Genomic DNA, 26556 nt, shown 5'->3' on the forward strand with positions numbered 1-26556 from the left:
CGTGCCCCAAACGACTGCTGAGATCATCGCAGATGTTGATGCCACGGTCGCACGCCTGGAAGCTTATCGGCTGGAGCTCGAAGCGCGGCCGATTGCTCACCGCTACAGTGAGCAGACCCTGACGGAGCATGAGGAACCAGATGCCGGGTTTCGTCTTCCCACCCGTCCACCGTTTCCTCGCCATGCCCCCAGACCACCCGCGAGCGGCACGGCGTTTTCAATCTCGGGGTCAGGGCTCGCAGAACCGCAGGTCCTTCCCTCTCCGCCCCTTTTCAATCCCCAGCCGGACTGGCTGGCACATGTCCTGACCGTCGCTGGCCCAGAGGCCGTGCTAAGTCAGTTCCGGGCGGCAGCAGAGGGCACTGGCCGTCTCTCGTGGGGACCGGATGTTACCAACCCCGAAGATCTGGGCCGAATCTTTCCTCCCCAGGATGCCCGGACGACTGCTTTGATCGACCAGATTGTCCAGAGCCAAAAGGCCCTTCTCGCCCGAGAGGCGGGATCTGGGTTCGTCCCGTTTGATCTCAATGCTCTCTGCCCTATGCCTCTGGATCTGCTCGCCCTCGGCCCCGCCTCCCCCGCAACACAGGCCTGGCTGTGGCAGCACTGGGGAACCTCGCGACCGCTGCAGCAGGTCGAAGTCATGGAGGGGCATCCGAAAGAGAATACACCCCGCTGGAGCATCTCATTCTGGTCGGCAGACTGGACGCCCTGGGGGGCCCTTCAGGCCATTGCGACCCGATGGCCCGACCTCAGCATTTCCATCCGCCCGCTTTACGATGTCTGATGAAATCCTTCTGGAGGTTGGCGTCTGGCACGGTCCGCTAGACGCGTTGTTGCAGGCCGTACGCCGTCGCGCGCTCGACCTTCGGACGCTTCCGCTGACAGAGCTGATTGACCAGTTTTTGATCTGCGTGGAAGAAGAGCTTAAAAACCGTCCGCTTGAGCAGACTGCCAACGATCTTGTTCTGGCAGCGACCCTTCTTCAAATGCGCTCAGCTCTTCTGCTTCGGGAAGATACTGAAGAGCACCTTGCCGCCCACTCAGCTGCCGAGCAGATCCAACGCGCCCTACTTCGAAAGGACACGCTTTTGCGAGCCGTGGAGTGCTTTGAAACTCGGCCTGTGCTGGGCGAAAGTGTTTTTAGACGGGGGGAACTGCCTCCCTCGTCTTTTGCTGTTGAAACAGCGTCTTCACCTCTCATCCGGGATGTGCTGGACGCACTTCTGTCAGTGTCCCGTCGGCGGGAGAAGCTTGTGCCTAAAGAGAGCATCTTCCAGCCCTACTTTGAACCCCGACTTTCTGTTCAGGATGCCATGGCATGGTGGCACCAGATGGTTCAGAACCATCCGGAGAGCACGTGGGACCTCATCGAGGGCGTGATTAGTCGCTCTTCTAAAGAAGGTTTCCAAAGCCTAATGCAGCGCAAAGCAACGTGGGTTATTCATCTTTCGGCGGTTTTGGAGTTGGCCAGAAAAAAAGAGCTGCTGCTTGAGCAGCTGACATGCCGCGAACCAATTAAGATCATGAGTCCAAAGCCCAGCACAAACGTATGTTGAGAAGGACATAGGTCGCATTGGATTCTACACACGGCTAGGAAGGCAATTGGGAATTGGACTCTACACACGCCCCAGCTCGCAGATATCTGCACTAGATTCGGTATTGGACTCTACACACACACCGACGTCATCGACAAAAAAACTTATTCACAGGCAGAAAACTGCTCTTATTGGTTATCCTCTGGACCCTACACACCTCATGTTTGGACTGTACTCACCAAAACCGGGTTATCCCTTGGACCCTACGCACACCATCTAATAAGATTACTAATATCTTTTTCTAGAACACCGTGCGCAGAGTCCAACCGAAGCGTGTGTAGAATCCAAGCACTGCGCTGTGCGTAGAGTCCAAATTGACACAATACCTCCGCTCGCCGATGGTCTGCTCATGGGAAAAATCCACAACCTTCTCGAACTGCATGGTTTAGAAGAGGCACGACGCCAAGCATCCTTAGAAAGCAAGGTGCAACGCTACTGCGTGGATGCCGCACATGAAGTGATGGCTGATGAAGCAATTTCGATAGGTATCACTCACTCCGGCTTCGCGATGGCAGCACTTCCTCATAAAAAAACTACCGAAACAGTTTGGGAACGTGACGGAGGTAATATAAAACTCCTGATCGAAAGTGGACTAGATAAAAATAAAGACGCCGTTGGAATTCCTTATGGATCAATGGCTCGTATGATTTTACTTTATCTGCAGACACAAGCAGTTAAAACTAAATCACGTGAAGTAGAACTTGGTGCGTCGATGAATGCTTGGTTAAAAGCGATGGGTATTACTGTAGGAGGTAATACCTATAATGCTGTTAGAGACCAAGCAAAGCGCATTAGCCGATGCAGACTAACATTTTTCCGAAACAATGGTAGGGAAGAACTCGTAAGTAATGGTGCCTTTATTAGGGACGCAATTTTTCCCGTAGATAATGACGTTAATCAACCTTCTTTATGGAGAGAGGTGGTTAGATTGGATGAGAGTTTCTACGAAAGCCTTATTGATCATCCATTGCCATTGAGAGAGGTTGCTATAAGGCAAATATCAAGCAAATCAAAGGCCATAGATATTTATATTTGGCTTGCCTACCGCCTTCATGTGCTTAAAGATCCAGTGAATATTTCGTGGGCTGCACTCAAGGGACAATTTGGATCTGAGTATAGTCAACTGCGGGGATTCAAGCGAGATATTATAGCTCCGCTTAAGCTTGCTCTTTCTGTCTACCCGGAAGCCCATGTGGAGTTTGATCAAGAAACAGGAATATTGCTTTATCCTTCTCCACCACCCGTACCAGAAAAGCGAATGATTGGTCGTTAGGGTAAATTGACTTGCTTTACTTTTCCTAGAAACATTTTCATTTAGCACACCAGCAGAAGCTTGATCAGGACGGGAGAGACCCCTGCCCCGGCCATTAAACCAGTATCCTGATAAGGATGCCTCCACAGGCCACCTAGCAGTACTTGAAAGCGATGGCCATGTGGCCGACCACACAGAATTGTCAGATACTCCTACCGAATCAATTCGGAGGATATAGCGGCTTTAGTTCCGGTCGGATTGGCATTCAGTCTTCATCAACACATTTTCAGTCTGCGTTGAACGGCGTTCGCGCTCCTCTCTCTGCTCCATACCAACTTCATGTTATCAGCACGCTAGTTTCTGGATTTACGGAGGTTTGCAGGCTCAGCAAAGGGCACCCGTGAAACTCTGCTGGACCAGAATATCTTTCCACCAGCTTCTTGCCGACGATCTACCATCGGCAGCAGAGCCTCTTTCAACCGATTGCTTCTCCTGTCGCCTCTCGCTAGCCATTCGCGGCATCGAATACCAGGACAATGCGTTTGCCAAGGAGGCTCCTCTGGGGGAAAGCAGATTGTTGGCTATCGGGTCACAATTCAAAATAACAGACATCCATGCGGATTGAAGTCAGCTTCGAGCTGTTTCCAATGCGAACAAGGTCCGCAAAATCATCAAAGCATGTCATCAATTAGCATCTGGGCCTTGAGGTGCCAGCGAAGCATCATGCAACAAATATCGGCGTCGATCGCCCCAACATTCAGATCTTTGTTGGCTTACTTGTGGGGCATGGGTCGAGCAGAGGCGTGTTTGTCACTACCTCATCCTTCAGCGCCCCGGCAATGGACTTCGTCCACCATCTGAGCCAGCGCGTCATTCTGATCGATGGAGCAACCCTGGCCGATCTGATGATTGAACATGGCGTGGGTGTGCGTGTCAGCCGCGCGGTAGAGATCAAGAAGCTCGATCTGGATTTCTTCGATCCGGGCTGAACGATCTTGCGCGGCCAGATATGTGCCGTCGCGCAGATGGCGCTGTCGATCGCCTGAAGATCACTTGAAAATCACGCTCTGATCCCCGACAGTCTTCTGTAACGAAGTATGGATTTTCTTCATATTGCGCTCAACGAGATCACAGGCGCATGTGTGAGATTATTGAGCGTTGTGGAGATTTCAGTGACAGCCGACCATGAACAGATTGCTGAGGACGTTGAAATCACCACAGAGGAAAAAAAGCCCGAACTTCGGATCGTCTTACAGGAAACGGTCAACGCTAGCCTGTGGGAGAATAGTGTCCCGATCCTTGAAGAATTGGAATTCGACAACAGAAGCGAAAATACATATCCGGTTATTGAAATAACCATTACCAGCGAGCCGCATTTTCTGACGCCTCGGTCGTGGATGCTCCAGCAGATCGGTCCCGATGAACTTCGGGTTCTGAACGATCGTGACCTGACACTGGATGGCTCATTGCTTTCGGCCCAGACCGAGGCATCAAGGGCCGTCGTGACCATTGTCGCCCGTGCGGGAGAACAGGAACTTGCGAGGGTAACACGCGATGTCCGGATGCTTGCCCGCAATGAATGGGGTGGCCTGTCCGGTATCCCCGACATCCTCGCCGCTTTTGTACTTCCCAATGACCCCGCTATTGCCCGTATCCTGCGCAGCGCATCCGAAATCCTCCGGCAAGCGGGGCAATCCCCTTCCCTCGAAGGTTATCAGGGGGACAAGGCGCGTGTATGGGCGCAGTCTCAGGCGCTGTGGTGCGCCATCTGTGCGCTGGATATCACCTACATCAATCCGCCTGCGTCTTTCGTTGAAAACGGCCAGCGTATCCGTCTTCCAACACAGGTTGTCGAGGAACGTCTGGCGACCTGTCTCGATACGACCGTTCTGTTTGCCGCATGTCTCGAAGCCATTGGTCTGCGTCCCCTGATCGTCCTGACGCGCGGGCACGCCTTCGCGGGCCTGTGGCTGGCCCAGCAGGATGCGGGTTCTTCGGTAGTCCAGGATCTGCCTGGCATTCGCAACCGCCTGAAGCTCGACGATCTACGTGTCTTTGAAACAACTTTGGCGACGGCAGCACGCAAACCCAGCTTCGCCGCAGCATGCGAGCGGGGCGAGGCCCATCTGCGCGACATAGACGATGACGATCAGGACGCGTTCCGCGAAGTTATCGATATTCACCGGGCACGCCTGCGCCGTATTCGTCCCCTCTCCACCTCTGCTGCCACGCCGGCTGACGACGCGGCAGAAACCGCCCTCGATGAGTCAGCGGGACAACCGGCATTCGAGGCTCCTCCCCCGTTACGTGAGGACCGCGAGGAAGAGCGCCTGCCGGATCGTCCGGCAGATCGCGTGCAGAGATGGTGCAATCGCCTGCTCGACATGTCCGCGCGCAACCGGCTGCTGAACCTTCCTAAATCCGATCGGCAATTGATTGAACTCGACTGCCCGGATGCGGCTGCGCTGGAAGACATGGTGGCGGAGATGCGCGCCGGCAGCAGTGCCAAACCGCTTCGTTTTGTCGCGGCCCCGGGGCTCATGGACGACGATGATCCCAGAAACAAGGCTCTCCATCAGGGACGACATCACGAAGACGCTTCCAGAGCGTATGCGCTGGAAGCTCTCAAACGGCGCGAGATCGTCGTTCAGCGGAAAGAGGACAAACTTCAGACCGCACTGACCGAAATTTATCGTCATGCCCGAAGCTCCGAACAGGAAGGCGGCACGAACGTACTTTTCCTGACCATCGGGGCGCTGGCCTGGACATCTCAGGACAAATCCAGACCGTATCTCGCTCCGCTCATTCTCGTGCCGGTCATTCTGGAAAGAGCCAGCATCAAGTCACCATTCACATTACGGGCGCACGGGGATGAAACCCGTATCAACACAACGCTGCTGGAAATGCTGCGTGCCGAATACGATATCCGGATCCCCCTGCTGGAAGGTGATGCGCTTCCGGAAGATGAGTCCGGCCTTGATGTTCCAAAAATTATCGAAGCCTTCCGGTTGCATCTTCGACATATTCCGGGATGGGAAATTCGCGAACATGTCAGTCTGACGACATTGAGCTTCGCGAAATTCCTGATGTGGAAGGACCTGCTGGAACGGAAAGAGCATCTCGCGACAAATGACGTTGCCAGCCGTCTGCTGAACGGGGTGCAAGACGGCGGACAGACCGGTTCTGCACTGGCGGAGGGCTTTAATCCTGCTGGCGATCTCGACGACGCTCTCGCCAAAGCCGATCTCGTTTGCCCGATGGAAGCCGACTCATCTCAGCTCAAGGCTATCGCACGCGCAGCAGCGGGCGAAAATTTTGTCCTGATCGGGCCGCCCGGTACAGGGAAAAGCCAGACCATTGGCAACATCATTGCCAACACGCTCGCGCAGGGTCGTACGGTCCTTTTTGTGGCTGAAAAACGGACGGCCCTTGAAGTGGTCCGTGCGCGTCTGGCCAAACTAGGCATTGCTGAGTTCTGTCTGGATCTATTCTCGCCAAAGGCGAACAAGATGGCGGTGCTGCAACAGTTCCAGACCGCACAGGCTGCGCTTGAGGATTTCCAACCTGAGGAATATTCGCGCACAAAGCAGACGCTTGACACCATTCGTACCGAACTTAACGCCTACGTCCGCGATCTCCATAAGCCCCGTCGCAATGGCTGGACGCCCTATCGCGGAATTGGCGTCACTCTTCGCGCTCAGGAATCCTCCATTACCCGCATCCCTCTGGAATGGGCCAATGCGGATGTTCATTCAAAAACCGATTACGATGCGCTGGTCCAGTCCGTTGAAGATCTGTCGACCCTTTATGCCCGTATCGGAGATGTTGTCGTATCACCCAGACTGGCAGGTCTTGAACAGACGGACTGGTCACCGCTGTGGGAAGGCAAACTGCTTGACGCTGTCAAGGAAGCACTCTCTGCCCTCGACACGCTAAGAGAGGCGGCGCTGAGCGTTACCAAGGCGCTTTCGCTGCCTCAGAACAATCTTTCCCATCAGCGACTTGAGCAGATCAAAGCGTTTTGCTCCCATCTTCTGTTGCCCCACGCAGTGGCATGGAGCTTCACGGAAAGCGCCCGCGAAACACGCGATGCCGTATTACTGGAACAGGAATCTGTTGCGCGGTGCCACGCCCTGACAGCAGATCTTGATACCCGCTGGAAAGACAGCATACGATCTCTTTCGCTGGCTGAAACACTTGCGGAATGGCGTACCACCAAGGAAAAATGGCTGCTTGCGCGTTCCATGGGGCAAAAAGCTATCCGTAAGCGGCTTGAGCCTCATGCCATCGCCCTGCCTGAAGACTGCGAAAACGACCTTGAGGCTCTTGTCGAACGTGCGGCCCTTCTTGAAAAGCTCGGGAATGCTTCTCACAAGACAAGCATCGGTCCGATGTGGCGGGGTCTGGAGACTGACTTCGACGCAATCAACGCCGCATTTGGCTGGGGACAGGAAACACGCACTCGCCTTGCGGGCTGTACAGCCGAAACGGGAGAACTGCTCACTGCTCGCGCCCACCTCAGGACGCTGCTGGCAGAAGGTCAGGATCTTCTGGCCCCTGGCGGAACAATCCACGCATCCCTGACCCGTTATCTCGCGGCATTTGCCAACCTTGATGCCGCCCTGAAAACACTGGGAAGTTGTAGCGCCAGCGACACTAGCCGCCTGATTTACCCCGAAAATCCTGCCTGGCTCGAACAGACCGCTGACAAGCTGCGGGACTGGAAAGAGGCGGCCCGTGAACTGCGTGACTGGTGTTCATGGCGTCGCGCCTGCCATCAAGCCACGCAACTCGGTCTAACACCCATGATCGAAGCCATCGAACACGGGTTAGTCGCGCAGGACGACGTGCTGGCCGTTTTCGAAGCCAATTATGCGCGCTGGTGGACCATGCACGCCGTCAGTGATTCTGCTCTGCTGAGTAGTTTCGTGGCTGCAACCCATGAAGGGCGCATCATCAAGTTCCGCGAACTGGACGAAAAGCTGAAAACCCTGGCCATTCGTCTGATCCGTGCACGCCTTGCCGGACGTATCCCCGGTGAAGCCGCGCGGCAGCACGATCCAGAATACAAAGTTCTGACACGCGAGATTGCCAAGAAAACCCGTCATCTTCCGCTCCGTCAATTGGCTGAAAAGATGCCAGGCGCCCTTCGGACCCTCACGCCTTGTCTCATGATGAGTCCGTTATCGGTCGCTCAGTATCTGCCCGCCGACGCAGATCCGTTCGATCTTGTCATCTTCGACGAAGCGTCCCAGATCGCAACATGGGACGCAATTGGCGCCATCGGTCGTGGCAAGCAGGTCATCGTGGTTGGCGATCCCAAGCAACTACCGCCCACGGACTTCTTCACCGCGGGTCGAGCGGCGGCTGATGCTGATACATCCGACGAAATGACCGATCTTGACTCGATCCTTGACGAATGCCTCGGGGCGGGTATCCCGGCCATCAGTCTGGAGTGGCATTATCGCAGTCGTCACGAAAGCCTGATCGCTTTTTCAAATCAGGCTTATTACGGTGGCGATCTGGTCACCTTTCCGTCACCGGTCACGGCGGATCAGGCAGTCTCTTTCCGCTTTGTCCCGAAAGGGATTTATGAACCCGGCAAAAATGGGTCGCACACTAATCCTGCGGAGGCGCGGATGGTGATCGCCGAAGCTGTCCGGATCATGCGCGATGGTACCGATCGCTCGGTTGGTATCGTTACGTTCAACGGAGAGCAGCAAAAACTGATTGTCGATCTTCTGGATGCTGAAGTCCGCAAAGACCCTGCGCTTGAAAGGTTCACGGGCGAGCAGGCTCATGAAGCGGTACTTGTGAAAAATCTGGAAAACGTGCAGGGCGAAGAGCGTGATGTCATGCTGTTCTCACTCACGTACGGGCCTGATATCGCAGGCAAAATCTCCATGAATTTTGGCCCCCTGAACCGTGACGGTGGGGAACGTCGTCTTAATGTGGCGATCACCCGCGCTCGTGAACAGTTAATCGTGTTTGGGTCGCTGCGGGGGGATCAGATTGCGATAGAACGAACACGCGCCGCCGGTGTCAGGGATCTGCGACGCTTCCTGTTGTTCGCTGAACGAGGCCCAATGGCTCTGGCCGGCGCGCATGCAGGGTCTGTTGGAGGGTATGACAGTCTCTTCGAAGTCGAAGTTGCGACGATGCTTCAAGCAAAAGGATGGGAGGTCACGACACAGGTCGGTGTTTCCGGATTCCGCGTGGATCTTGGGGTCATTGATCCCGATTTACCTAGCACTTTCCTCGCAGGCGTCGAATGCGATGGCGCCACATATCACCGGAGTGCCACGGCACGCGATCGAGATCGCCTGAGACAGGCTGTGCTTGAGAACCTCGGCTGGAATATTCTGCGTATCTGGTCCACGGACTGGTGGACGAACGCCCCTCGTGAGGTTGAACGGACTGATGCTGCCCTACAGAGCTTTCTGGAGATTGCCCGTCAGAAGCGCGCTGATCAGGCAGAGCAGGATGCAGCAAAAGCTGAGGCACTGCTGAACGCGACTGTAAATGAGCGCGAAGAAGAACCTGTTGTTTCGACCGAAATCCCGAAAGTTGAATCCGTTGCTGACGAACCCGTCTCAGAGACATCACCTAAAGGAACCAAACATTTAGAGCCCCTTTATGCAAAGGCACCCGAACATATTCCATCAGATGATGCGACCAGTTCGGATGTCGAGGCTGATCCATCCAGATTCACGCAGGACGATTATTTGCCGACGTTGACTCGCCTTGTCGTTCGCACAATCGATCAGGCAAGGGTCATTCGGGAAGATTCCCTTATTCAGACCCTGTCACGGGCACACGGTTTCAGTCGCGTCGGTAGGGAGATTCGTGAACGCGTCCAACGCGCTATTCCCTCATCAATGGCGCGCACCGAGGAAGATGTTGGCACTTTTCTGTGGTCGGATCGACAGCCTGTCGTTTCACGGCTATCCTTGGCATCATTACCGGCTGAGAAATCCTTGGACCCGGCGCTAGTCCCTCTTGCAGCCCTCGTAGACCTCGCCTGCCGCGCTATCGCCATCGACTGCCCAGACGAGGATGCCATTGCAAGAATGCGCGATGCCTGCGGCATGAGCCGTATGGGACAGGCAACGCGCGCTCGCTTCGCCATGGCTCTAAATGAAGCGCGCCGTATGAAAGATGCACACGACACGCCTCATCTATAGGGAAGCGCTGCTTGCTCCTTTTGAACTGATACGCTTTCAAAGGGATTAAAAACCGTAATACCCGTTCTTTGGAAATGTCGCAGAAGGGGGGGAAGCGGAATGTCTCCTATCTCTCAATTGAGGCGCAAAACCTGACGTTGGATGACATTATACATAGATTGAGCGGCTTCTACGGTTGTAGAGACGATTCAGGAAACAGACTATTTTCATTATGAAAGCTCTATTCTGTATCTATTTTTGAGGTTTACCTGGCATCTTACTTAAATCAAAACAGCTAGCATTATGCGCAATTCTAAATTCAAGCTCTATTTTTTCACCTGTTTCAATACTCGCAAAATTTTCTTTACCGGAATACAAATTATCTGTCGAAGTAATTAAAATATCTAATATTTCTTTAGGAGAAACCCAATCCATGTCTTTCCACATTTCGATAAATTCACCATTTTTTTCCTTTAAAACCAATCTCCACAAATGAAACGTTGAGAAGCAATGGTTTGTTTTATTTTCATGATCTGCACCAGTGATGCAATAATCATGAAGTAATGGAATATTGTATTCGGGTTTTTTTGCTTGCGAAGAACAGGAATAGTTTTTGTATTTCACGATGCACTTTCCTTTGCGTATTGCCTTTATTAAAACCATGATGAATTCTGACTATTAGATGAATATATCACGCCCGCAAGATATTTTGCCATGCTGAAAATGCAGGCCAAACAAGTGAGGTGTCACTGATGCCTTCCACATGTAACAAGAGCAATTATCAGAATTCCGCTTTCACTTGCTATATAGAGCTTTGCGAATGACCGATATGAGGCGGAAGCAGCAGGTCCGTTTACGCCCTCAACGCAGACATAGGACACAACAACATGTATTCTCGTAAGCGGACATGACTTAAATCACAGCACATTATCCGGCCTAGGACGGTTGTGGAATGCTCGCCTCGGAGCGCATTATTGGGCACAACTCCCGTTTGCTTGGGTGGGATTAGCAGTGGCTCACGATCAACTTCTTACGAAATGGACCTATCTTGAAGGGCGCTGCAATACCTTTGTCGCCGCGTTGCCGGAGGACAACATCCCCGTGATGTAACGTGCGGCGCGTTCGATGTCCGGGAACATAGTCTTTTCATTGATGCCGAGCTTGTTGAGTTCTCTGAGAATATCCTCCTTAGCGCCGGCGGGGATGAAATATGCTCCACTTTAATCCTGTCGATAGAGTTTGACTTGATTTCTTCATCTAAGCCGAAGGCAAAAAATGCCCCCGCCTGCGCTAGAATGCGCTTATTGTTCTGCTTTGGCTTCACTAAGATGACAAAATCTAGATCATTGGGCTCGATCTCATCAAGAAAGCCGCTCTTTTCCTGCCCTAATGAAATGAATTAGTCTTTTGAAGGGTGTAATTTCATTGAACTTTCCAAACTACAACTTCGTGTTTATTTTGCTCTTATAGGCCAAAGAGAGTCGCGCGAGATTTGTGAGGCAGCTTACTGTATCGCTGTCGAAGTGTCGTACCCGTCGCTTGACGACATGGAGCATGACAACGTGCCCGTCCATATCTTTCTGCATAGTTTTGCCATTTGAGGTAGGCACGCGCTTCTTAACCGTCTCGCAAGCAAAATAAAGTGCTGCTAGCGGCTTCATTGTCACATCAAGTAGCCGCGTAGGCAGCGAGAAATGCTGCATTCTGACCAACATCTCCAGTGCGCTCGTATCTCGATCGAAATCCTCAGGATGAGCGGCGATGAGTTAGCGCAAGAGGATATGCTCATTTTCGCGCGTAGTCGCTTTGCGGAAAATGAAGGGGGTCAGTTTGAAACCAGTGCTATCATGACCCCGACGAAATCCGTTACCGATTTGATAGGACTAATATTATAAGAAGGTTTTTATCGCAGATATATAATTATCTGCCGAGTCCGGACGAAATTTATCCATCTGCTCGACTATCTCTGGAGGGTAATTATTTTTTATATATGATTCCACTTTATTTTTATCAATTGATATTGTTATTTTTTCGTCTTTATCTCGTAGATATGGAAATAAAGACTCAGAAATATCTATCAAAGCAGCATTATAGAATATAATTGGCCACAGTTCATCAAGGCGCACAAATGGTTTTTTTTGAATATACCCAGTCCAATACGAGTAAGCTTGTACTATATTGCAAAAAGCATTTACTTTTTTCCTTGCGTCGATGTCGCTGACAGGCAGTATATCGAATAACGATTTCATTAATTCCAGAGAAATAGAATTGCGCATTATATCATTTTTTTCTTGTCCAATTAAAATATTATTTTCTATAAGATAATTAAAATTATTATAAGTACGAAGGCATGCTTCTCTATCAAGATCTAGGACTTCTCTTATATTCACAAGACTGAATAGTGCTTGTGGTTTAATGCCCTTTAATTTTGCTGTTTTTTCAGATTCTATTTTTTCTTTTTCTGTATATATTTGCCACAAAACTCCAAAACCTGCGAGTAATGCGATTAGGATTTCGATCCATGTTTGGTAAACAGTCTGCCATCTATATATCAAACCGTAAATATCCATAATTGTATTTTCCATCACATGATGAATAAAACCCAATAACGGAATTAATATTGAAAAAATTATGCAGAAGAAAATTGATAAAAATACCGTAAATAGGACTCTTTCATTTGAAAAATACTTCATTTTAACCCAGATCATGATATGATAAATTGAAATACAATTTTACGTTATTATACAATACAAACTGTTTGCAGGGAATCACTATCGTGAAATAATTTCCCAGAACGGACTTCCCGCCCCCCCCCCCCCCCCGGATATGCCTGTCCGCTCAGTGATGTAGAAGCAAGACAGGCGGCATCGCCTACATATCGGACGCTACGGCGTAGCCCAAGGCTTCCTCGAAGCGGACGTGGCGTACATGGTCGGGGCCCCTGCCAATCCCGGGGCGGCTCAAAGCATTCAATCTGACATTGTGCTCATCTGCCTGTGAATGATCCTGTGGCAATTTGCACAGAGACATTGTAGGTCTTCGAGACGAGTTTGATGCCCCGCTGACATCTGCGCGATCGGCAGCTTGTGATGCACTTCGATTACCGCGTCACCGTGCACTCCGAGAGTCATACTCGGGATTAAACCGCAGCACTCGCACGCTAGGTGCTGATGATCTTCAACAAACGCCCTGCGTTTTTGGTCAGCGAGGCCAGACGCACGCTCCCTTTTCAGGTGTGCCACTCGCCTTGGATGACCTTCGGCCCACTCCCTATCCTCTTCCGGCGGGGGAACGTCATCATAGTCATCATAAGAACCATCAGCCTTGCGATCACGGGCATTATTTTCAGAGCCTGTGCTGTGCTTATCCGATCCCTTACTATCGTACTTTGCCGGTGAACCGAGGACGTAAGTTTCTGGAACTACGGTAACCTTCGAGTCTGCCTCATGGACCTCATCCGCAAGCAATCTTCGGATCAATTCGCTCTTACTTAAAGAAACTTTTACAAGTATTGCTTTTGTCGAATTACCCTGATTTGGTACTGCATCCGGCGCACGACCGTGCTCTCGCATACGCTTTCGTATCTGCGCTTTAACTTGTCCAAGGGGTAAACGCCGGAAGTCACTTGATTCAGCTAGAACGACGGGCGTGCTGCCCTTCCGTGCCTTTTGGCTGTCAAGAACAACACGCCGAATGACCGCGTCTTGCGGGCACAAGCGGTCAAAAATAGCGTCAAATGCATCAGTATACCCGGGATTTCTCTCCGCACGGCCTCCAGTCGCACCGCCACGGCTATGAAGCCTTACCGCGCCGTTCTCAAGGTCGATGAAGGCCCGAATGCGTTGGCCGCCGGTGTCACGTAGATAGTAGGTCATGTCGAGATTATAGGCGCACCACGCTGCGAGGTCATGTTTTGCCCACGCTCGATGATGAACTGCACCGAGATTGGGAGAGGCGTCGGCTTTTAAATCCTTGCGTCGAATAGCAGACAGACCGCACTCCCCCCCAAGTTAGTCGCGAGCCAAAGACGATCAGACTGTCTTTCCCGGAGGCGCCTTTGTTCATAGACGAAGGTCTGTGGAACACGCCTCGAAGAGAGCTTTGCTGGTTGTTTTGGGTGCTTCACCCCCTATGTCCGATAAAGTAAAAAAACGGACATAGATTTTATGGCGAAAAACTGCCGGTTTTGGAGATTTCGTGCAGTTTTTGGGGTGCTCTTTGTCTGAATACCCGCCATACTGCTTGCCTCTCTGAATTATACGCCGTTGACGTATATGCTATTGGCATATATTCCATTGTGAATGTCAAAGCTGCAGACCGTTGTCGAACTGCCTGAATTCATAAAGCGGGCAAAAGCCCTGATGTCAGACGACGATCGTATGGCTCTGATTAACATGCTCGCTGCGATGCCAGATGCTGGCCTTTCTTTAGGCGGCGGTCTGCGAAAGGTCCGCTTTTCCCGCGAGAATGGTGGGAAGAGGGGAGGGTACAGAACTCTCTACGTTTTTGGTGGAAGACAGATGCCTCTGTTTCTCCTGACTGTTTTTGCCAAAAACGAGAAAGACAATCTGACGCGATCTGAACAGGCCGCCCTGGTAGGGTTGAGCAAGACGCTTGTTGCGAAATACGGAGAACCATCATGAGCGCTTATGACAGCATTCTGCAGGGGCTAAATGAGGCTCTTGCCTATTCGGACGCTCCGGCTGACGACTGTGTGACCCACCAGGTGCGTGTTCCGTCGGTTGACGTGGCGGCCATCAGAACCCGGACCGGACTCTCTCAGGCACAGTTTGCCAGAAGCATCGGGGTCGCCAAGGGGACCCTTCTGAACTGGGAGCATGGCCGTCGTCAGCCAACCGGACCGGCTCAGGTTTTGCTGGCGATGTTGGATAAGCGACCGTCGTTAGTGAGTGAGCTGCTTCCTGCCGCTCGCTGAAAAACAGAGGTCCCGATACGCTCATTCAGACGGCCGACATGGGGGACAGCCGAATGTCGGCTTTGTGTAGGGCGATCGGTAAAACCGGCCACGCACACGGACGACCCTCGCGAAGGCTTTTATCCTATTCCGATCGTTCAAATAACCCGTGAGATATTCTGAAAGCCGACATCCACAGACTCATTCACCAGCATCGAAAGCGAGTTTTCGTCCATCCACCACTCAATAGATAGACAATCCCGCAAATCCGGGGTGACTCACCTCGGCGATCGTGCGACTAAACGGTGAGGGGTGAAAGGAATTCTGCGGTATGGAGCAAACTGTAGCACAATCGGATTGCCGTACCTCTCGTCCTGCCACCTATTACATCGATGAGAGTGGGAACACCGGCGACCTGACCACGGCAAAGATCGAAACCTACGGCAAGGAGCAGCGCATGTTCACGCTTGCCGCCGTGGGTTGCGATCTGGACCAGCCGTTCAAGGACCGGTTCGAGGCCCTCAAGGTGGCCCATCGTATCCAGTCCGAGGAAGTGAAGTCTAGACAAAGCTATGAGCGGCCGCAATTCGTCTCCGACCTCCTCGACCTGCTGGAGGAGCGAGGATCCCCGATCTTCATCGAGGCCGTCGACAAGCATTATTTCGTCATCGCTAACATCATAGATCGGATTGTCGTGCCCTATGTTGGGGGGTGCGACGTTCAGCCAGGCGCGTTATGGATGAAGGGGGTGATGGCGGACCACATGGCGACCCACGGGCCGCCTGAGCTAGCCCAAGCCTTCATCTCCTGTTGTCAGAGCCGGGACTACGTCGAGGTCCGCGACTTCTACAAGCAGATCATCCGCTGGGCCCAGTCATGTCGGCTTCCCACCGAAGGTGTAGCCGATGCTTTCGTCCGTTTCACTCGCGACAGCCTCAAGGATTTTCGGAAACTCCCCAAGGCAAGGGCGGTGGAGCGCGCGCTGCCCATTTCGGACACTTCACCTAAAGGCAAGCTCCTCTGGGTCCTGCCGAACCTGACGTCCTTCACCCACATCTATGCCCGGATCAACCGGTTCCTTGAAAAGCGGGTGTCGGGCGTGACGCTGTTCCATGACGAGCAACTGCAGTTCGGCGACATCCTGCGTCAGAACAAAATGGTGATGGAGGCCTTTACCAACGAGGATGTGATACCTGCATTCAAGACCGCGGATTTCGAGTTTTCGGAAGCCGCGAAGTTGGAGTTCGTGCGCTCCCACGATTGCATTGGCATCCAGATCGCCGACGTCCTGGCCGGCTTTGTCGCACGATACATCCAGGATGCAGTCTGGGCCGGAATGGCGATGGATCCTGGCCGGATGTCGATTTTCAGCCGCCTTGTAACTGCTGGCGTGCGTGAGCGGGGAACAGGTGTGAACATCGTGGCCCCGGAAAGCCTGGTCCGCTTTCTCGGCATAGTTCCTCGAGCGAATTATTCATCAATATCTATTTAGAATAGAAATATTCCCTCTTTGGGCGGAATGAGCAGCGTGTTGGAAAGGAAGCTGTGATGGAAGCGGTCGGCGATCTTGAACGTGAAAAGTATCTCAGAAGCGCACCCGCTGATCTGCCATCCAGCCTTGGCAATGTCGTAGAATACAGGAAATCCGGTCTCAGCCTGAACCACGTCGTCGGGTGCCCGCTAGATTGCGGCTACTGCGTGCGCCACCTATTCGACAACTTCGAGATGAAGCGTCCTCACCTCGTGATGGACGATGAACAGGCCGTGGCCACGTTGATCGCGCATTGGGCCTTCGTGCCCCACGTCACCCCGGTCCAGATATTCAACCGCGCGACCGATCCGTTTCTGCCTGTGGTGAAGCAGCACATGCTACACTCCCTCGAACTGCTCGATGGGCACGGCCTCAGAAATCACGTTCTTGTCATCACCCGCTGGAAGGTCACGCCTGAGGACGTCAAACGCCTCGAACGCCTGCGGCATCTAAAGGTCACGGTTCTTGTGACCTGGTCTGGCATCGCGGACCCCCGTCTCGAACCGGTTGACAGCATGATCGCGGAAAGGTCGCTCGAGGTGCTAGCCGAACATGCCAGCCGGACGAAGAGGCTACTCTACTGGCGCCCCATCATAGCCGGTGTCAACGACACCGACGCTTGTATCGACAGGGCGAGCGCGCTGTCGCGACTGGCCGACGCCACCGTCTTTACAGGCCTGTTCCACCGCGAGCAGATTCGTGCACACTTCCGCTCGGCTGGCATTGAGGATCTCTATGCCGACGTACCCAGGCGGAAGATCCTCCCGCGCGAGGTCGAGCAGCACGTCCTGCGCCGCTACTCCGGCGCGCCGATCTTCCGCAAGACCTCCTGCGGCATCGCCTACGTCTATGGGGAGACCGACTACAACGGCCATTACGGCATCCGCGAGATATGCGACATCTGCCCTACCGGTCAGATCAGGCTATGCGCCGCAGGTCACCATGAGCCATCGCGTGAGCGGCTGTCGTCGCTCGCGAAGGCGGTCGGCCTAGACCCGGGACGAATTGAAATCGCTACGGGAAAGGTGATTGTCGAGGACAGCACCGAGCAGCAGCGCTATTTTATCCAGCATTCGCTAGGCTTTCAGGTGCATGATCGCGCTCAGCCGCATCTGCCGGAACGCCACGGCCGCGCCGAGGAGGGCTGGAATTGAGCGAGATAATGTGGGCCGTCGATGTCGAAGGCAGCGGCAAGTCACCCCCTGAGATCGTCGAACTGGCGATCGCCGAGATGGAGGGGCTGACTCTGACCGGGCGCAGCAAGCATTGGCGCTTCAGGCCAAAGAACGGCATCTCCCCCATCGCCTCCCGCATCCATGGGATCTGGGACGAGGACGTGGCCGATGCGCCCGAGTTCGAGGACGTCGTCGATGACGTGCTGCTGTGGCTCGAGGACAAGCCCATCGTTGGCCATAACGTTAAGGTCGAGGTCGACATCCTCAGCCAGGCGCTTGAAGGGTGGGAGCCCGCCGCTGCCTATGACACGTTGAAGATCGCGCGGCGCCTTCTCCCCACCGAGGAGAAGCATGGTCTGGAGCATCTCGGATCCAAGTTGGGCCTGAGCCCCGAGGCAGGAAAGATCACCGGCGGGAAAGCGCACTCCGCCCCCTTCGACGCGGTATTGTCGGCTCTGCTTCTGGACCACATGCTGCGTGACCAGACAGAGCATGACCGAAGGTCGATCCTTGCCGATGCGGACATTCTGGGACGCGCCCAGGGCTCGCTCCTGTGAGGCGGCCACCATTCCGCATCGCGGTCGCAGGAACGCACTCCACCGGCAAGACGACCTTCCTCACACGGCTGAAGGAACTATTCGAGCAGCGCGGGATTGCCGTGGCCTACGTCCACGATAGCGCGGTCAACGCCAAGGATAAGGGCTTCCCGATTCTTGCCGACCACACCTTCGACAGCACGGCGTGGCTGATGGCGAGGGCCATCGAACTGGAGGCCGAGGCCACCCTCGCGGCAGAGGTCATCCTCGTGGACCGTCCCATCGCCGACGCTCTCGGATACTTTCTGGCCGCACTGCGGCACACCAACAGGTCGATTGCTCCCGCCCGCGCCGGGGCTCTGGAGCGGATCTGCGAAGCCTGGGCGTCCGAATACGACCTCGCATTCCTGACGGTCCTCGATCCATCGGTCGAACTCGGTGCGGGGCGTGACGAGGATGCGCTTTTCCGCGCGCGGGCCGCCGAGGAGGTGACCCGTGTGGTCGACAGGTTCATGCCCGACCGCCACCTTCTTTGTCATGACGGCGCGGAGGCAGCCCTGGCGCTCGCCATCGCCGCGTTCGAAGATTACGACCGTGAAGCCTCATGATGGACTTCGAGCGGATCGTGCCCGCAAGGATAGCCGAACACCGGGCGATCGGGCTGGCGGGCGAGCGTCGCATCGGCCTCGGTTGCATGGCGCTGACAGGGATTTATGGCTCCGTTGGCCGTGAGCAAGCCATCGCGACGATCATCGCAGCCCTCGATCATGGCGTAACGCTTTTCGACACCGCCCCGCTGTACGGCAACGGCGCGAACGAGACGTTGCTGGGCGACGTGCTGGGCGGCCGCCCCGATGCGACCATCGCCACCAAATTCGGCCTCTATGCTGATGCCGGGGGCAGTCTCTATCGCGACAGTCGGCCCGCGCAGATCAGGCAGTCAGTCGAAGCCTCGCTCACGCGCCTAAGGCGCGATCGCATCGACCTGTTGATCCAGCACCGCACCGATCCCGATACGCCTGACGACGACGTTAAGGCCTGCATCGAGGATCTGATCTCCGCAGGCAAGGTGGGCGAGTTCGGGATCTCAAGTGTTTCCGCTGACCTGATCGCAAGGCAGCCGATGGGATGCGCCCTCGGTGCTGTGCAGAACGAGCTTTCCCTGGCGACCGGTCCCAAGGGAGCGGAGGTTGCCGCTTCGGCTGCGCGGGGAGCCTGCTTCATGGCCTTCTCCCCATTAGGACGAGGCATCCTGACAGGCTCAAAGCCGTCACGGCCAGACGATCTCAGGACATCCATGCCGGCCTTCGCGCAGCTCTCCACGAACGGGCGCTGCCACAAGGGTAGTTCTGGCGACGATATCGAAGTTGGGGCCCAGGCCTCCGCGCGCCGGGCACTGGCCTGGGTTCTTGCACAGGGCACCAATGTAGTAGCTATTCCCGGCTGTCGAGCCCCGGACCACGTCTCAGCGATTTTTGATGACGCCGATGGCTTTACCACCGTCCGTGCCCCTATGATTGAGGACAAGTGCTCCCAGCACGTTTCAGACTGAAGCGGCTTGGCATGCTTTGGGCTGACATGGCTTCGACCGTGTCCAAGCTATGCCGATCAGATGATGATGCTACATCGTCGGCGAACTCTACCTTCGGGAGCATCAGCAGTCCATCTGCCCTGAAGGTAAGACCTTCGGCACCGGCCTACGTCGAGGCAGAAGCGTTTGTCGCGGCCCATGCGCGCGCCAGCCGATTCAGCCGCGTCAAGTTATCCGTCAGCACGCGATCTGTGCCGAGGTCCGGTTCCAGATCGAAGCCCAGACCGGCCAGCATCAGCAGATAGCATATCGCTTCGGTCAGGAGAGTCGCTTCTAGGACTGAGCCAGCATAGCGTCCGAGCAGCGGGTCATCCCCGTGAGCGTATCTTCTCGTCTGCGCCCAAACAAGACATGCCCCTACAGGTCCAATCTGGTGGCAGGGCCTCAAACTAATCATGTCCGCTATGTGGAAAGCAATGTTGTAGCATGAATGACCGAAATGAGGCGTAAGCGGACCTGCTGCTTTCGCCTCATTCGGGACTTTTAGGTAGCACAATCGTAATTCCTTTAGCGGACTTTAGATATTACAGAACTTCACCGATCTCCCGGCTCTACAACTTCGGCCCCTAATTGCATCAGTTCCAGATCATACCGCGCACTGTCCAGATTGGGCACCAGCTTGTCACTGGTCGAAACCAGCTTCGTATGGCGTCAGTAAACCATGTTTTGCCATGCGGTCGACGGCTCGCAGACCGGGGTCAGCATGAACGGGTTATGCTCGCTAGAGGTCGTCATTCACCCGGTGTGAAAGCGGTAAGCCCAAGTCGACCCGATAAACCGATTGGTCTTGTGCGCCCACGTCAGGTATAATTAAGACATGTAGACAATAGTCGGCGCTAGAGATAACAGACTATACCAAATCACCGAATACGAGGCGCACAGCGCCTTCTCACATGAGATCCTTTCGATAGATCTCCCCAAACAGACCTATCATCAAGTCGCTCTTTACCTCTTTGAATGGGATCTCCCGATAGTTCTTTTTTTGCCTAGGCATAGCTGGACCATCGTGCGCCACGTTTTTGGTATGACCATTCACGCCCTCTCCACTTTCTTTAATATAAGGAAGAACAACTATTCTCCCGTAATTCTTGGAGATGATCTTCCCTTCATGCCAGATCGTGCGTCCTTCGTCCGATGACTCAGAAGACGTCACTTTAACCTGCCAGCCGATATCGTCGTCTGGCTCATACCAGAACACGAACCCGCCACTCACCAGCACATGCTCGCCTTGCACGAGGGCTTGGTCCAACATCTTTTTCACATCGGCTCGCAACAGCACCTTCGTTGCATCAGGCAGAAGTATTTCCCGGATAGCAGCTTTTGTTCGTCCCCAATGCTCTCGGAAGTCCAAATCGAATCCGTCGGATACTCTTGCTCTCCAAACCTTCAATGCCCATCTTTTATCTGCATACCTTGGTTCTGACCAAATATTGTCTTCAATCTTAAAAGTCACATACCGGTAGAAATTTCCTAGGCTAACCAATGCCGCTTTCAGATATGGCATTTCTATTAACTGGTTTTTTAATTCTGACTTTAGTGCTTCCATTTCGTCATCAACGTATCTAGGATTCCCAGCGAACGAAATATTTGACGTATCGACCGTCAAGTCCGCATTTCTACCTTTGGCAGCTACAAGCATCAACAGTTCCTCGTCCATCAGCCTCGTTTTCGCTGTGAGAGCCTTTTCGACTTTCAGTTGGAGAGAGCGTTTCTGGACTTCTGGCACGTTTCTGAGAGCAAGGGTCTGACGATACTGCTCATTCAGGCTGTCTCTCGCTACAAATGCTTCCTCACGAGTGCGATACCCATCTGCTCGAGGATTACCTGCAGGTCCTTCAATCTGTCGGGACCGCCATTTTGGTGGTAGGTCATCGTCTTCATAAAGTTCGTGCAGATACCAGTTCCCTGAAGCCGGTTCGTAAACTGGCCATACGGCTAAAATATTTGCATAATCTCGCTTTCGTTCTCCCCACTTCTTCATAATCAAACCTCTATCCTCTAATTACGATCTCGATCGCTTCAGGTTCCAGATTGTAGAATGCAGCCAAACCTTGCTTTGCCTCGGCAATCGACAGCGGCCGAACGCGAACGCTTCCATTGTCCATGGTAGCAGGCGCTTTAGGGCTGCCCGCAGGCTTCGGTGGCGGATGCTTACCCTTAAAATTCTTTGCTTCTTTCCAGATTAGGCCATCTGGCGTCCCCCATGCTCTCGGCTAGCTTACGCAGTTGGTTAACTACGCAATCTAGTCGTCACGAGAAAAGCTGCCGAGGTGAAGCAAGCGTTAGGCGGTTAAATCAATTCCCACGACCGCTAGCTTCACTTGGTAGTTCAGCCTCACCTCAAGGCTGGCTGCAAGGCTTTGGAGCCGCTTTAGAAGGCTCGAGAAATCAATCACAGATCCAGTATTCGGGCATCGCCAAGTGCGGTGCTTGCTCATGGTCACAAGTAGGCAGCCTGCACGACAATCATCATGCTGCATATATTGACCGATCAATTGGTCTTCCAGAGCCCGTTCGAGATCGACAACGGAATACCCATTGTTGGCAAGTTTCAATTCGATCACGGCCTTCACATTCGAACGCACTGAAAGGAGACGGATATCCGTTTCCTTATCATTGACCACCAGCGCCTCACGATCAACACGATAAGCTCCATTCTCGCGCTCCTGCAGACGCTTGGCGAACCATACCTGCATATCCTTTTCCTTTTGGATACCGACCAGGATTGATCGCTCGGAAAACTCGTGTGCGCGAATATCGTGCTGAAGATCGGTAAGCCGATCTATCATCATCCGAAACATGCCGTTGCGGTCCGCCTGCGGGGCTTCGCCATAAAGCTCGATCTGCGAAATATCGCGATCGGCAAGTGGGAGGCCTTCAGCTTCACAGGCCGCTTTCTTGCTCGCAAGCTGGTCGAGCCTGTCTTTGAAGTGGGCGAACAAAGGGTCATTCCGCATGTCCTGCTTGATGGCCCAAGCCTCAGCGCCAGTGCAGGCGAGCAGAGCACTCAGCACGGCTCCCCGCCCATCCTGCGCCTTGTCGCGCGCAGTCGGACTGAAGACTCCGCCGCCCGCCCGGTCGATGTCATCACGGAGGCGGATTTCAGCATAAGCCAGCCTAAGCAGCGAAAGAAGCACCGCAGGGGTGAAATCTTGACCAGAGAGATCGAGACAGAAGCGGACGCTGCGTCGGTCATCGAACGTGGCGAATAGATTTTCGCACAGACGATACCGGCTTGGCGGATCAAGCGTTCCGATATGCTGTTCCAACAGCCCAATAGCCTCTCGCGGCGCGGTGCTCAGCAAAAGCATCAACCAGAGCAGCGTGAAAGGTTCGCCAAGACCCTCCAAGAGCCGGTTTTGCGCCAGAGTGATCAGAAGGGACCGATCGAATGAACTCCGAAGCAAGTAGTCGATCGCCCTCTCAAGATGATCATGCATTCGAGCCTGCTGCCTGTCATCGGCGAACGCAGCCTCGGTCGTCGACAGCCATGCCCATACGCGCGGTGCGCAGAGCTCAAGGACCTGCTGGTCAGCCTGGGAGAAGTCCGCGAGCAATCCCGGGAATTCGAAACTGACGGCATCACCCAGTTGTGCTGAAAGCTCTTCACCAAGCGTAGCCTCGACGGCCTCAGGTTGATGCGCGACCAAATCCACTATCCATGGGGGGAAGCCGCCGGACTCGGCAGAAGCCAGGCAAGCAGCTGTCTCGGCATCCTTGCGTTTGAGATCACGTGCCCAGCCCGTGTGTTCTGCTTCAGCATAAACCCCCGCTAGCGCAAGGATCCAGGCGCTCCAAACAGTATTTCGTTCATCCGCAGGGCGCTTGCTGTACAGCGGAACCTTGATGGTGCGCCAATAGGTGCAGAAGGCGGTACGCACGCATTCGGTGATCGCAGCATTAAAATGGCCCGAGATTAATGCGCCGCTCCAATGGGAGCGCTGCCCCACGTCTCTGAGATCATGATTAAGAACATACCCAAAATCACTAACTATTCTGGCAATGCTCGCTTTTGAGAAATAGGCATCGGGATCACGCAAGACATCCTGCCGCCAATCGATCCAAGTTTGAATGGCCGCAGCTTCTTTGGCCTGCCGCGCAGCTGCCTGCCTCTTCCACTTCGCTTCCTGCGCCGCGTGGGACCGATCCAACTTCGCAGGGACGAGCCATTGCGCCAGCCTTTCGATCCAGGCGAGATTATCCTTCGCAACCTCGCGCAAAGCTGCGGCCCGACCTTCAAGTATCTGACCATCCACACGAAGCAGCTGTAGAGCATCGTAGAAAGCCTCGGCGCGGATGCGCTGATCACAGCCTGTGTCGGCCACCACCTCCAACAGCCAGTCGAAATCGTCATAGTCAATTGCACCGACGGTAGAGGCGTAGGCGATGTTCATTCCGAATTCGTTGTCATTGCGGGGCGGAACATGTGCGGCCCAAAATCGTCCCTCCGCTAAATAGATAAATTTTCGCCAAATTCTTGGGGCATGGCGGAGCCGCTCGATCACTTCTTCTACGGGCTTTTCATCGCCAAATTCATCGTTTTTCAGTCGAGCCGCGACTATGGCGGCCTTAAGCAATCCCTCAGTAGGTAGATGAGTATCCTCGAACTGACGCAGGCAAAATGCTGCCAACGCCGACGTGAGGTATCGATATTTGCTCGTATAAAGCGGCCAGTGTTTAATACGCTCGATGCTGTCTTCGATCAGCCGTGCCAACAAATCACGCAGTAAAGTGACTTCCGTTTCAGGGATCATCCAATGCGATATCAGCCTTGGCAGTGTCCATTCGATCCCGCCAACACTACGTTTGTCGACATCAATCTGTCCGAGAAGCCGGACGAAATCCTCAGCTGAAAGATGTTTGGGGAAAAGTGGATCAATCACCCCCTCTTTCACACGCGATGGCCAGTGCGGTTTGCTTAGTAATGACGCGATCAGGCTTGCCAGCTCACCCGGGGCCTTCATCTCTGCAAGAGCTGTGACAGCCGTTACACGGTCAGTCAGTGACGCTTGGGGATCATGTGCTACTTCTATTGCGATATCACAGCAATCGTCCATGCGCGCCGCCCGAATGAGATCGATCAGCAGTTCGCGAACTTCTGGGCTGGTGCTTTGTTCTTGCCAAAGCCTACGGACGGTGGGCGACAGATCGGACGATGCGAAACGCAATACTTGAGGGTAGGGAATGCGCACCCCGCGCCAGCCATCGCCTCCATAGCGTTCGACATAGGCCGCGAGGATGCGGGAGCGCGCGCTCGTGGAAAAACTTTCCGGGTCACCGTCATCCATCAAGGCTTCAGGCTCTCGGCGCACCATCTCATCGCGTACAGCGTCGTCCGTTATTGCCAGCCAAGCCGCGACTGGGCGCATCGAAGGGAATACCAGATCCCGACCATAGCATTCGCCGAACAGGAGCCGAAACAACGCTGCCTTTGGCATTTGGCCGTGGGCGCTGAGGCGCCGCAGTCGCTTGGCCGCGAGAAATTCGGAAGCTGAGCGATGGTGAAAGCGGACACGTCCATAGCTGGCAAACCCGAACAACGGACGCTGCAGTAATTCAACTCGATCCTTGTCCGACCAGTCATAAAGAATGATCGAAGGGTCGAGCGCTGCTTCTACCTCGTGTGCATCAAGCGACAAGTCTGAAAAACGAATGGTCCTTTTGCGAGTCAACACTAGCGCGAGAGCTAATCGTTCGGCGCCCTCGAGGGCTCGTGCATCGGACAGGCAAATGTGGCGCTTGCGCTCCCCTGCTTCCTGAAGTTTATGACGGATATCTTCGGCGATCTGTTCAGAGCGGGTTCCAAGACGCTTATATTCGTTCCAATAGGCACATATCTCAATCAGTTCTTGAGGGCGCCGAGCGAACTCCCAAGCGCGTCTATGGCCGATCTCCGCTAGCAGCCCAGCAATGTTCCTGACTTGCTTGCCTTCAGCAATCTGCTTGATCTGCACCTCGCTCAAAGGCGTAAGTCCGACGATGCGGACGCCGCTTTGCGGGTCATGGTCGACCGGTGTCTTCTTCGCTTGGGATCGCTGCTTGAGTACCTCGCCGCTGATTAGACGCCAGAACTCTGCATCAGAATCTTCGACAATATCTGGCGGCGGTGCAGGTTCGACGACAGGCACTTCACTGGCAAATGCATCAAGATCGAGCGCGATCGGCCGACTGGTGACGACAATCTTTGCTCGATGAAGTTGACCATCTATCGCGCGCGTAAGTTTGTGCAACGCGAGCCGGAAGTTGCCGTGAGACAATAGGAGTTCGTCGGCAGAATCGAGAAAGAAATGCGCTTCGGAGTGGCCGTCGGCCAACCACTGCTGATAGCGCATCATCTGTTCTCGGTTGAACAGGAGCGACAGTTCAGTCGTCGCAACAGATTCGAGGGTGAGAAAGAACGCAGCCTTTCCATTGAGGAACAACCGCTTTGCCGTCTCCCGGCATTCATGAGTCTTACCCGACCCTGCAGCCGAAATCAGCAAAACCCTAGACGATACTAGCAAATCATCCCATGTGAGACGGCCGCCAAATCCCATAGCCTCGAGCGCATCAAGCTTGTTGAGGTCTGTGATTTCCTCTCGCCCGAGATCGCGGAACGATCGCTGCACAGCGGAATATTGAGAGTGTTTTTGGGCGCCTGCCATGCGTTTCTAAATGCGCATCTTATTGTTCTGGCGCAAGTTCAGTTTATGCCGAGGCCTGCCGCCTATCCGCTGCGTCTGTCTGAGCTCGATGATCATGGCGACTGTCTCACTTTTCTGTTCGAAAGCTGACATTCCGCTTCTCCCCCAGTAA

General features: G+C 54.0%; 18 protein-coding genes. 12 read left to right on the forward strand and 6 right to left on the reverse strand.

Annotated features, from left to right (window positions below; genetic code table 11):
- Nucleotide 1: 1 nt before the first annotated feature.
- The 5 genes from A0U94_RS14980 (at nt 2) to A0U94_RS15005 (ending at nt 10034) form a co-directional block, all read left to right on the forward strand.
- Nucleotides 2-787, forward strand: coding sequence for a hypothetical protein (locus tag A0U94_RS14980; protein WP_077804120.1), 786 nt, complete (start codon nt 2-4; stop codon nt 785-787).
- Nucleotides 780-1559: a segregation and condensation protein A gene (locus tag A0U94_RS14985; protein ID WP_077804121.1), complete on the forward strand. Its 780-nt coding sequence runs from the start codon at nt 780-782 to the stop codon at nt 1557-1559. The genes A0U94_RS14980 and A0U94_RS14985 overlap by 8 nt, the downstream gene beginning before the upstream one ends.
- Nucleotides 1560-1947: 388 nt before the next feature.
- Nucleotides 1948-2871, forward strand: a complete 924-nt coding sequence (locus A0U94_RS14990; protein ID WP_077804236.1) for a replication protein RepA — start codon at nt 1948-1950, stop codon at nt 2869-2871.
- 686 nt (nt 2872-3557) lie between these two features.
- Nucleotides 3558-3839 carry a restriction endonuclease gene (locus A0U94_RS15000; protein ID WP_244178142.1) on the forward strand — a complete coding sequence of 94 codons (282 nt, stop codon included), beginning with the start codon at nt 3558-3560 and terminating at the stop codon, nt 3837-3839.
- 183 nt (nt 3840-4022) lie between these two features.
- Complete coding sequence (locus A0U94_RS15005; RefSeq protein ID WP_244178143.1) at nt 4023-10034, forward strand: DUF4011 domain-containing protein; 6012 nt, start codon at nt 4023-4025, stop codon at nt 10032-10034.
- A gap of 231 nt (nt 10035-10265) precedes the next feature.
- Here the strand turns inward: A0U94_RS15005 and A0U94_RS15800 are convergent, their stop codons facing one another.
- From A0U94_RS15800 to A0U94_RS15020, 4 genes are all read right to left on the reverse strand, one after another.
- Nucleotides 10266-10637: a hypothetical protein gene (locus tag A0U94_RS15800; protein WP_149026839.1), complete on the reverse strand. Its 372-nt coding sequence runs from the start codon at nt 10635-10637 to the stop codon at nt 10266-10268.
- Between the two features lie 815 nt (nt 10638-11452).
- On the reverse strand, nt 11453-11728 hold the full coding sequence (locus tag A0U94_RS16200) for an FRG domain-containing protein (protein ID WP_338030063.1): 276 nt from the start codon (nt 11726-11728) through the stop codon (nt 11453-11455).
- Nucleotides 11729-11902: 174 nt separating this feature from the next.
- The gene (locus A0U94_RS15015; RefSeq protein ID WP_077804124.1) at nt 11903-12583 is read right to left on the reverse strand and encodes a hypothetical protein; all 681 of its coding nucleotides are present in this window, start codon (nt 12581-12583) and stop codon (nt 11903-11905) included.
- A 399-nt stretch (nt 12584-12982) separates the two neighbouring features.
- Complete coding sequence (locus tag A0U94_RS15020) at nt 12983-13888, reverse strand: HNH endonuclease (protein ID WP_077804125.1); 906 nt, start codon at nt 13886-13888, stop codon at nt 12983-12985.
- Between the two features lie 426 nt (nt 13889-14314).
- Between A0U94_RS15020 and A0U94_RS15025 the strand changes: the two genes are divergently transcribed.
- The 7 genes from A0U94_RS15025 (at nt 14315) to A0U94_RS15055 (ending at nt 19722) form a co-directional block, all read left to right on the forward strand.
- Nucleotides 14315-14656 (forward strand): type II toxin-antitoxin system RelE/ParE family toxin, encoded by a 342-nt coding sequence (locus tag A0U94_RS15025; protein WP_077804126.1) that lies wholly within the window; start codon nt 14315-14317, stop codon nt 14654-14656.
- The gene (locus A0U94_RS15030) at nt 14653-14949 is read left to right on the forward strand and encodes a helix-turn-helix domain-containing protein (RefSeq protein ID WP_077804127.1); all 297 of its coding nucleotides are present in this window, start codon (nt 14653-14655) and stop codon (nt 14947-14949) included. Before A0U94_RS15025 ends, A0U94_RS15030 begins: the two co-directional genes overlap by 4 nt.
- A gap of 310 nt (nt 14950-15259) precedes the next feature.
- A complete protein-coding gene (locus tag A0U94_RS15035; RefSeq protein WP_077804128.1) occupies nt 15260-16420 on the forward strand; it encodes a DUF3800 domain-containing protein in 1161 nt (386 codons plus the stop codon).
- A gap of 56 nt (nt 16421-16476) precedes the next feature.
- A complete protein-coding gene (locus A0U94_RS15040; RefSeq protein WP_077804129.1) occupies nt 16477-17613 on the forward strand; it encodes a radical SAM protein in 1137 nt (378 codons plus the stop codon).
- Nucleotides 17610-18191: a 3'-5' exonuclease gene (locus A0U94_RS15045; RefSeq protein ID WP_077804130.1), complete on the forward strand. Its 582-nt coding sequence runs from the start codon at nt 17610-17612 to the stop codon at nt 18189-18191. Before A0U94_RS15040 ends, A0U94_RS15045 begins: the two co-directional genes overlap by 4 nt.
- Nucleotides 18188-18778: an AAA family ATPase gene (locus A0U94_RS15050; RefSeq protein ID WP_077804131.1), complete on the forward strand. Its 591-nt coding sequence runs from the start codon at nt 18188-18190 to the stop codon at nt 18776-18778. Before A0U94_RS15045 ends, A0U94_RS15050 begins: the two co-directional genes overlap by 4 nt.
- A complete protein-coding gene (locus A0U94_RS15055; protein ID WP_077804132.1) occupies nt 18775-19722 on the forward strand; it encodes an aldo/keto reductase in 948 nt (315 codons plus the stop codon). The genes A0U94_RS15050 and A0U94_RS15055 overlap by 4 nt, the downstream gene beginning before the upstream one ends.
- A 928-nt stretch (nt 19723-20650) precedes the next feature.
- On the opposite strand, the gene A0U94_RS15060 is transcribed toward A0U94_RS15055, so the two are convergent.
- A complete protein-coding gene (locus tag A0U94_RS15060) occupies nt 20651-21742 on the reverse strand; it encodes a hypothetical protein (RefSeq protein WP_149026841.1) in 1092 nt (363 codons plus the stop codon).
- 301 nt (nt 21743-22043) lie between these two features.
- A complete protein-coding gene (locus A0U94_RS15065; protein ID WP_077804134.1) occupies nt 22044-26405 on the reverse strand; it encodes an NACHT domain-containing protein in 4362 nt (1453 codons plus the stop codon).
- Nucleotides 26406-26556: the final 151 nt, after the last annotated feature.

This window comes from Gluconobacter albidus (assembly GCF_002005485.1).
GTDB lineage: Bacteria > Pseudomonadota > Alphaproteobacteria > Acetobacterales > Acetobacteraceae > Gluconobacter > Gluconobacter albidus.

Coding starts and splice junctions, on each gene's coding strand:
- A0U94_RS14985 (WP_077804121.1), top strand. CDS start 780: ATGTCTGATGAAATCCTTCTGGAGGTTGGCGTCTGGCACGGTCCGCTA.
- A0U94_RS14990 (WP_077804236.1), top strand. CDS start 1,948: ATGGGAAAAATCCACAACCTTCTCGAACTGCATGGTTTAGAAGAGGCA.
- A0U94_RS16200 (WP_338030063.1), bottom strand. CDS start 11,728: ATGTTGGTCAGAATGCAGCATTTCTCGCTGCCTACGCGGCTACTTGAT.
- A0U94_RS15015 (WP_077804124.1), bottom strand. CDS start 12,583: ATGGATATTTACGGTTTGATATATAGATGGCAGACTGTTTACCAAACA.
- A0U94_RS15020 (WP_077804125.1), bottom strand. CDS start 13,888: ATGACCTACTATCTACGTGACACCGGCGGCCAACGCATTCGGGCCTTC.
- A0U94_RS15025 (WP_077804126.1), top strand. CDS start 14,315: ATGTCAAAGCTGCAGACCGTTGTCGAACTGCCTGAATTCATAAAGCGG.
- A0U94_RS15030 (WP_077804127.1), top strand. CDS start 14,653: ATGAGCGCTTATGACAGCATTCTGCAGGGGCTAAATGAGGCTCTTGCC.
- A0U94_RS15035 (WP_077804128.1), top strand. CDS start 15,260: ATGGAGCAAACTGTAGCACAATCGGATTGCCGTACCTCTCGTCCTGCC.
- A0U94_RS15040 (WP_077804129.1), top strand. CDS start 16,477: ATGGAAGCGGTCGGCGATCTTGAACGTGAAAAGTATCTCAGAAGCGCA.
- A0U94_RS15055 (WP_077804132.1), top strand. CDS start 18,775: ATGATGGACTTCGAGCGGATCGTGCCCGCAAGGATAGCCGAACACCGG.
- A0U94_RS15060 (WP_149026841.1), bottom strand. CDS start 21,742: ATGAAGAAGTGGGGAGAACGAAAGCGAGATTATGCAAATATTTTAGCC.
- A0U94_RS15065 (WP_077804134.1), bottom strand. CDS start 26,405: ATGGCAGGCGCCCAAAAACACTCTCAATATTCCGCTGTGCAGCGATCG.